Consider the following 6571-nt stretch of genomic DNA (forward strand, 5'->3'; position numbering starts at 1 on the left):
CACAGCATATACTTTTTTTCAATCAGAGGAGCCATCCTTGCTTTACTTTTTGGGCGTATGGCGGGTCAATATATTATACCGCCTGTTCAGATGGCTGTCATCTTCGCCCATGGTACGATCGCCCTCTGTTGTGGCTTTGCTGTGGATGTGATCGATATCACATAACGCGCCTGAATGTTGCGGTACAATGGAGGCCAAGGAGGGGGCCGCAATGCGCGATTTTAATGAAAATCCGTTTATTGTGATTTGGGAATTGACGAGAGCTTGTCAACTCAAGTGCCTTCATTGCCGCGCCGAAGCGCAATACCATCGCGATCCGCGCGAGTTGACGTTTGAGGAAGGGAAAAAACTGATCGATGAGATTTACGAGATGGATCAGCCGATGCTCGTCTTTACGGGCGGCGATCCGCTCATGCGCCCGGATGTGTACGATTTAGCGAAATATGCGATCGATAAAGGATTGCGCGTGTCAATGACGCCGAGCGCGACGCCGAACGTGACGAAAGAGGCGATCCGCAAAGCAAAAGAGGTCGGCCTGTCGCGCTGGGCGTTCAGCCTTGACGGGCCGAATGCCGAGATTCACGACCATTTCCGCGGCGTGAGCGGCTCGTTTGATTTGACGATCCGTGCGATTCAATACTTGCATGAGCTCGACATTCCCGTGCAAATCAACACCGTCATTTCGCGATACAACGTTCATGTGCTTGATGAAATGGCGGAATTGGTTGAGAAGCTGAAATGCGTCCTTTGGAGCGTCTTTTTCCTTGTGCCGACAGGCAGGGGGAAGGAGGAGGACATGATTTCCCCCATCGAGCATGAGCGGGTGTTCCGCTGGTTGTATGAAACGAGCAAGCGCGTTCCGTTTGACATTAAAACGACAGCCGGCCAGCATTACCGCCGCGTTGTGCTGCAGGCGAAAATGCGCGAAGGAAAAACGACAAAAGGCGGCATCCGTTACGAAGATGTGTTGAACCAAGGGTTGACCGGACAAGTCGACGGGCTCGGCCGCGCGCCGAAAGGAGTAAACGACGGCAACGGCTTTGTTTTTATCTCCCATATCGGCGATGTCTACCCAAGCGGGCTGCTGCCAGTCAAAGCCGGGAACGTCCGGGGAACGCCGCTGGCGGACATTTACCGACACTCGCCGATTTTCCAAGACTTGCGCAATCCGGACAAATATAAAGGAAAATGCGGCGTCTGCGAGTTCCGATATGTGTGCGGCGGCTCACGCTCGCGGGCGTACGCGGTGACGGGAGACTATTTGGAAAGCGAGCCGTATTGTGTTTACATTCCAAAGGCGCTGCGGACAAAAGAGCGAAGCCAACGGTAAGAAGGCGGTGAAAAACAGCCGCTTAAAATGACGGCGCTACGGCGTTCGTGAGACGGTTGCCCGGGCGCATGCGGCGGATGTTGGATGTGTGTTCAAAACATACGGGGGAGGAGCAGGCGCCCTTCCCTGTTTTTATTGAAAGATCATTCGTGGTTCAACTCGACTATAAAGGTCTCGGGCCCGGTCGGCGCCGCGCTTCCCCCTTTTGGTTCGAGGCTCGCTTTAATTTGCTTGAACTGTTTGACATCCTCGCCGGTGATCAAAATGCGCGCCGCTCCGTGGCGGATCGTCAACAGTTCCCCTTTGACCTCGTTGTTGGTGTAAATGATCCACAATTGATAATCGCGGGCCGCAAACGGCGGCAGCCCTTCAATTTCCATCAACATTTCCTTCGTATCGTCATTGAGCCAAATCGTGCCGTCCATCTGTTGAAAGAGCGCCGATGGCTCAATCGGAATTTGTTTCGTTTTGGGATTATGGATGATTCGCTCGATCGGAATGTCGGTATGTTGTTCGACAATCTGGTATCGATATGGCTCATCCGATCGGTCATGGGAAGCGGCTGGTCCGTCGCTGGGAGCGGAAAGGCGCAAGGTGAAAAGGAAAACGGCCAAAGCTGCACCGATCCACCCGCCTGCCATGCGGAGACCGCGCCGCATCCGCTTCGTTTGTTTTTGCGCTTCTGCTTGGGCCCAAATTCGCTCTTTATGAGAAAGGGGAGGTGCTTCATATTGGGCTTCCTCCTTAAGCCCGATGTTTTTCCACGCTTCAAGCAAGCGTTGGCATTCAAGGCACTGCTTTAGATGGTTGGACACGTCTTCTTTTTCTTGCTCTGGCAGCATGCCTAACAGCCAGTCCACGATTTTTGCTTCCGAAATATGGCTATGCTTCATGCTGTTCTTCACCTCGGCCAGCCTCCATCCAGTGGAACAACTCTTTTTGTTTCCGCAAATTGCGCAAGCCGTAGCGGATGAGCGACTTGACGGAGCCCAGCGGCTTGTTCATAGCGGCGGCGATTTCCCGCTGGGTTTCCCCGCGAAAGTAAAAGTGAATGATCGCTTGCCGCTGCTCTTCGGGGAGATGGGTTAACGCATCGAGGATGACTTGTTGTTCCAGTTGGCGGAGAAAATCAAATTCCGCCCCCTTTTCTGTTAAAGCTGCTTCCTCAAGGCGGCTCACTAAAAGGTCCCGTTTCTTGCGCAGGCGGTCGAGCGACCGGCTTTTCGTTTTCACGGCAAGAAAGGCTTGAACGCTTCCCCGTTTCGGGTCGAATTGATGCGGTTTTTGCAAGATTTCGAGAAACACATCGTGGCTGACATCTTCCGCCTCCACCTCGTCGCCGACGATCCGAAGAGCGATATGATAGACCATCGGAGCGTATTTTTCGTAAAAACGGTCAAAGGCGGCGCGCGAGCCTTCGGCGATCTTCTCGAGCAGTTCGAGGTCTTCCCGTCGGTCTTCCATCTTGCCCACCTCCCGACGCATGCTTGGAATGGTTGCTCTGCATCTATTCTACAACTGAATTTTTCTCCTGCAAAACAAATCCATTGATCCATTTCTGGCGTATACGAAGTGAAAACAGAAGGAGGGAGTGAATGTCGTGCAAAGCAGGATCATCATGATGTTCGCCATGATCTTGACTCTCTTTTCGCTTCTTCTTCCGATCCGCCCGGCATCGGCGGCAAGCGGTGTTGTTCTCTTCACGCCATACACCGGGCTTTCCGTGACGCCGGGGGAAACAATCGATTATACGGTCAATGTCATCAACAACGGTTCCAACATTGAAAACGTCACCTTCTCGTTTGACCACCTGCCGAAAGGATGGTCGACTTCGATTACCGCTGAGGGGAGAACGATTGAGCAGCTGTCCGTCCGAGGCGGAAAAGAAGAAGAGGTCACGTTGGAAGTGACCGTGCCGCTGGATGTCGACAAGGGGGATTACCGCTTTTGGCTCGTCGCGAAAGGGGACAGTGGTTCATCGAAATTGCCGCTGCTTGTCCGCGTGACGGAACAAGGATCGTTTAAAACGGAACTGACGTCGGAACAAACGAACCTCGAGGGGCACGCGGATTCGAGCTTCACGTATGATGTCACGCTGAAAAATCGAACTGCCAAGACGCAAAATTACGCGTTAAGTTCGGCGGCGGAAAAAGGTTGGCAAGTCACGTTCAAATCGGAAGGCAATTCCGTTACGTCGGTGAAGCTCGAGCCGAATGAATCAAGAGACATTACCGTAGAGGTTAAACCGCCGGAAAATGTGAAAGCGGGCACGTACAAAATCCCGATCAAAGCGCAAACGAGCGATACGTCGGCTGAGCTGACGTTAGAAGCGGTCATTACGGGCACGTATGCGCTCAAACTGACGACGCCGTCAGGAAACTTAAGCACCGATGTGACGGCGGGGCATGAACGGGTGATCGATCTTGTTGTCAAAAACACCGGAAGCGCTCCACTTTTGAACATCAATATGACGGCTGACGCTCCGCCTGATTGGGAAGTGGAATTCGATCAAAGCACGATCGCCCAGCTGAACCCGGGCGATTCCAAAACAGTCAAGGCGAAAGTGAAAGCGTCGGATGAAGCGATCGCTGGGGATTATGTTGTCAACTTCCAGGCGCAAACGGCGGAAACGTCGGCGGAGGCGGCGTTCCGCGTCTCGGTCAAAACGTCGACCGTTTGGGGAGTGGTGGCGGTGTTGATCATTCTCGGGGTGGCCGGAGGGCTGTACTATTTGATCAAAACATACGGGAGGAGGTAAGCATGGCAGCACCCGCTGTCATCGAGCTTGACAACTTGTGCAAAACGTATGGCGACCATCGGGCGGTTGACCATTTGTCGCTTTCCATTCAAAAAGGGGAAATTTTTGGGCTTCTTGGCCCGAACGGGGCCGGAAAGACGACGACGATTTTGATGATGCTCGGGCTCACCGAGCCGACGTCCGGCATGGTTAGGGTATGCGGGATCGATCCAGTGCGAAATCCCATTGACGTTAAACGGAAAGTCGGGTACTTGCCGGATGATGTCGGCTTTTACCATCACATGACAGGGTTGGAGAACTTGCTGTATACGGCGGCGTTAAACGGCATTCCTCGCGCCGAGGCGGAAAAGCGAGCGTGGGAGCTGCTCGAGAAGGTGAATTTGACCGATGCGGCCCATAAAAAAGCGGGGAAATACTCGCGGGGAATGAGGCAGCGGCTCGGCTTGGCCGATGTGTTGATGAAGCGCCCGGAAGTGATCATTTTGGATGAGCCGACGTTGGGCATCGACCCTGAGGGAGTGCGCGAGCTGCTTCGGCTGATCCGCGATTTGAGCCGCCATGAAGGCATCACGGTCCTGCTGTCCTCGCACCAATTGCACCATGTGCAGAAAATTTGCGACCGAGTCGGCTTGTTCGTGGGCGGCCGATTGTTGGCCGAAGGGAATATCGAACGCCTGGCGCAACAGCTGTTTTTGCAGGATGCCTATGTCATCCATGTGGTTGCTTCGCCGCTTGACGCTTCCTTACGGTCCAAAATCGAGGCGATTCCGGGCGTCAATAAAGTGGAGCAAACGGAAGATGGATGGGATGTGTATTGCCAAACGGATGTGAGCGCCGCCATCAGCCAGACGATCATCGAATCAGGATCTTCGCTGTTCCATCTCAGCCGGCGGGATTTTGGACTTGATGAGATTTATCACCGCTATTTTGAAGGGAGGGATGTACGTGAAGGCCAGTAAGGAAGAGCGATGGGCAAACGATGTTTTTTCATATGTGAAAAGATGGAGCGAACGGCTGAAGGTGGGTGCGCTTGATGAGAAGAAACGAGCAAGAGGGGCAAACAGCGCCTTTTCGGCCATTGTCAAAAAAGAACTGGCCGATTATTTGACGAGTTGGCGCATGATCATTTTAATCGCCCTCATCTTGCTTACTTGCTTCGGCTCGCTGTATACGGCGATGACGACAATCCGGGACGCGTTGGATTCCTCGGAAGAGGCCAAGGAAATCGCGAAAGGCGCCTACTTGTTTCTAAAATTATTCACCGTCTCGGACGGAACGTTGCCTTCGTTTCTGACGTTTGTCAGCTTTCTCGGGCCGCTGCTCGGCATCGCCCTTGGATTTGACGCCATCAATTCGGAGCGGAATCGGGGGACGTTAAGCCGGCTCATGGCCCAGCCGATTCCGCGCGATTATGTGATCAACGGCAAGTTTGTCGCTGCGCTGTTGTTGAATGCTGTTTTGTTTCTTTCGCTCGGCCTGCTCGTGATGGCGTTGGGCATTTTGGTCTTGGGGATTCCGCCTACTTTCGAAGAGTTTGCCCGCATGGTCTGCTTTTTGTTGTTATGTCTTGTGTATATCGCCTTTTGGCTGAATCTCGGCATTTTGTTTTCCGTCGTCTTCCGCCAGGCGGCGACATCCGCGTTGTCGTCGATGGCCGTTTGGCTGTTTTTCAATCTTTTCTACTCGATGATCGTGGAAGTGTTTGCGAAATCGTTTTTGCAGTCTGACGCCATTACGTCCGTCGAGCAGGCGGTCGGCCGTCAAGAGTTGGTGCTTGGTCTCATGAGATTGTCGCCGAGCTACTTGTTCAATGAATCAACAACCGCCTTGCTTTCGCCGGACGTCCGAACGCTAGGGATCGTCACGGTGGAGCAAACGGCCGGCGCTGTTGCGGCCCCCTTGCCGTTCTCGCAAAGTTTGCTGCTCATTTGGCCGCAGGCGACCGCGCTCATTGCCGCCACCCTCATCTGCTTTGCGATCGCGTATTGGTTGTTTATGAGGCAGGAGATACGGGCGAGTGGGTGAGAGGAATGTTCTCCTTTTGCTTCCAGTGGTGAACGGAGCCCGCTCCTTGGGCTTGGGTGGGGCTGTTTGAAAAACTATGAAATGCTGCAAAAGAGACGTGTCTCACCCAATCAATCATATCAATCATATCCGTTCCTTGATGGGAACGGATTTTTTTGGCCACCTTTGTTACGTTTTCCCATACATATGGTTTCCGGGAAAGGAAACAATATAAGTGATAAAAAATCAAATTTGACAAAACAATGACAATGATTTTGACGAAATGGTGACAACAACTTGAAATGTGATGAACCTCACAAATCTAGTAACTATTCACCCCAGTGCTAGTGTATAAAAAAGCCCAGCACAAATAGGGCATCATAGAAAATGCCCTAGGTAGCGGAAAGAACTCGATCGATCGTTTCGCCTGCCAACAGAAGACATAACGAATCCCACACGTTTTTTTCGTGTTTCGTCAG

The 6571-nt window shown here is 52.7% G+C and carries 6 protein-coding genes; 4 read left to right on the forward strand and 2 right to left on the reverse strand.

Translation table 11 applies throughout. From position 1 onward, the window contains the following. Nucleotides 1–211 precede the first annotated feature (211 nt). Nucleotides 212–1330, forward strand: coding sequence for a TIGR04053 family radical SAM/SPASM domain-containing protein (locus tag CV945_RS14150; protein WP_033027960.1), 1119 nt, complete (start codon nucleotides 212–214; stop codon nucleotides 1328–1330). Nucleotides 1331–1473: 143 nt separating this feature from the next. Here the strand turns inward: CV945_RS14150 and CV945_RS14155 are convergent, their stop codons facing one another. Then, nucleotides 1474–2223 carry an anti-sigma factor gene (locus CV945_RS14155; protein ID WP_014195095.1) on the reverse strand — a complete coding sequence of 250 codons (750 nt, stop codon included), beginning with the start codon at nucleotides 2221–2223 and terminating at the stop codon, nucleotides 1474–1476. Beyond that, the gene (locus CV945_RS14160) at nucleotides 2213–2794 is read right to left on the reverse strand and encodes a sigma-70 family RNA polymerase sigma factor (protein WP_100660012.1); all 582 of its coding nucleotides are present in this window, start codon (nucleotides 2792–2794) and stop codon (nucleotides 2213–2215) included. The genes CV945_RS14155 and CV945_RS14160 overlap by 11 nt, the downstream gene beginning before the upstream one ends. A 127-nt stretch (nucleotides 2795–2921) precedes the next feature. Between CV945_RS14160 and CV945_RS14165 the strand changes: the two genes are divergently transcribed. The 3 genes from CV945_RS14165 to CV945_RS14175 are packed head-to-tail and all read left to right on the forward strand — an operon-like array spanning nucleotide 2922 to nucleotide 6113. Further along, nucleotides 2922–4088 (forward strand): COG1470 family protein, encoded by a 1167-nt coding sequence (locus CV945_RS14165; protein ID WP_014195097.1) that lies wholly within the window; start codon nucleotides 2922–2924, stop codon nucleotides 4086–4088. Between the two features lie 2 nt (nucleotides 4089–4090). After that, nucleotides 4091–5047 (forward strand): ABC transporter ATP-binding protein, encoded by a 957-nt coding sequence (locus tag CV945_RS14170; RefSeq protein WP_023633803.1) that lies wholly within the window; start codon nucleotides 4091–4093, stop codon nucleotides 5045–5047. Next, a complete protein-coding gene (locus CV945_RS14175) occupies nucleotides 5034–6113 on the forward strand; it encodes an ABC transporter permease (protein ID WP_023633804.1) in 1080 nt (359 codons plus the stop codon). The genes CV945_RS14170 and CV945_RS14175 overlap by 14 nt, the downstream gene beginning before the upstream one ends. The last annotated feature ends 458 nt before the right edge of the window (nucleotides 6114–6571 follow it).

This window comes from Geobacillus sp. Manikaran-105 (assembly GCF_002809955.1).
Classification (GTDB): Bacteria; Bacillota; Bacilli; order Bacillales; family Anoxybacillaceae; genus Geobacillus; species Geobacillus thermophilus.

What these genes read in the sequence shown, in the direction of transcription:
- CV945_RS14170 (WP_023633803.1), top strand. Translation starts at nt 4,091, where the DNA reads ATGGCAGCACCCGCTGTCATCGAGCTTGACAACTTGTGCAAAACGTAT.
- CV945_RS14155 (WP_014195095.1), bottom strand. Translation starts at nt 2,223, where the DNA reads ATGAAGCATAGCCATATTTCGGAAGCAAAAATCGTGGACTGGCTGTTA.
- CV945_RS14160 (WP_100660012.1), bottom strand. Translation starts at nt 2,794, where the DNA reads ATGGAAGACCGACGGGAAGACCTCGAACTGCTCGAGAAGATCGCCGAA.
- CV945_RS14150 (WP_033027960.1), top strand. Translation starts at nt 212, where the DNA reads ATGCGCGATTTTAATGAAAATCCGTTTATTGTGATTTGGGAATTGACG.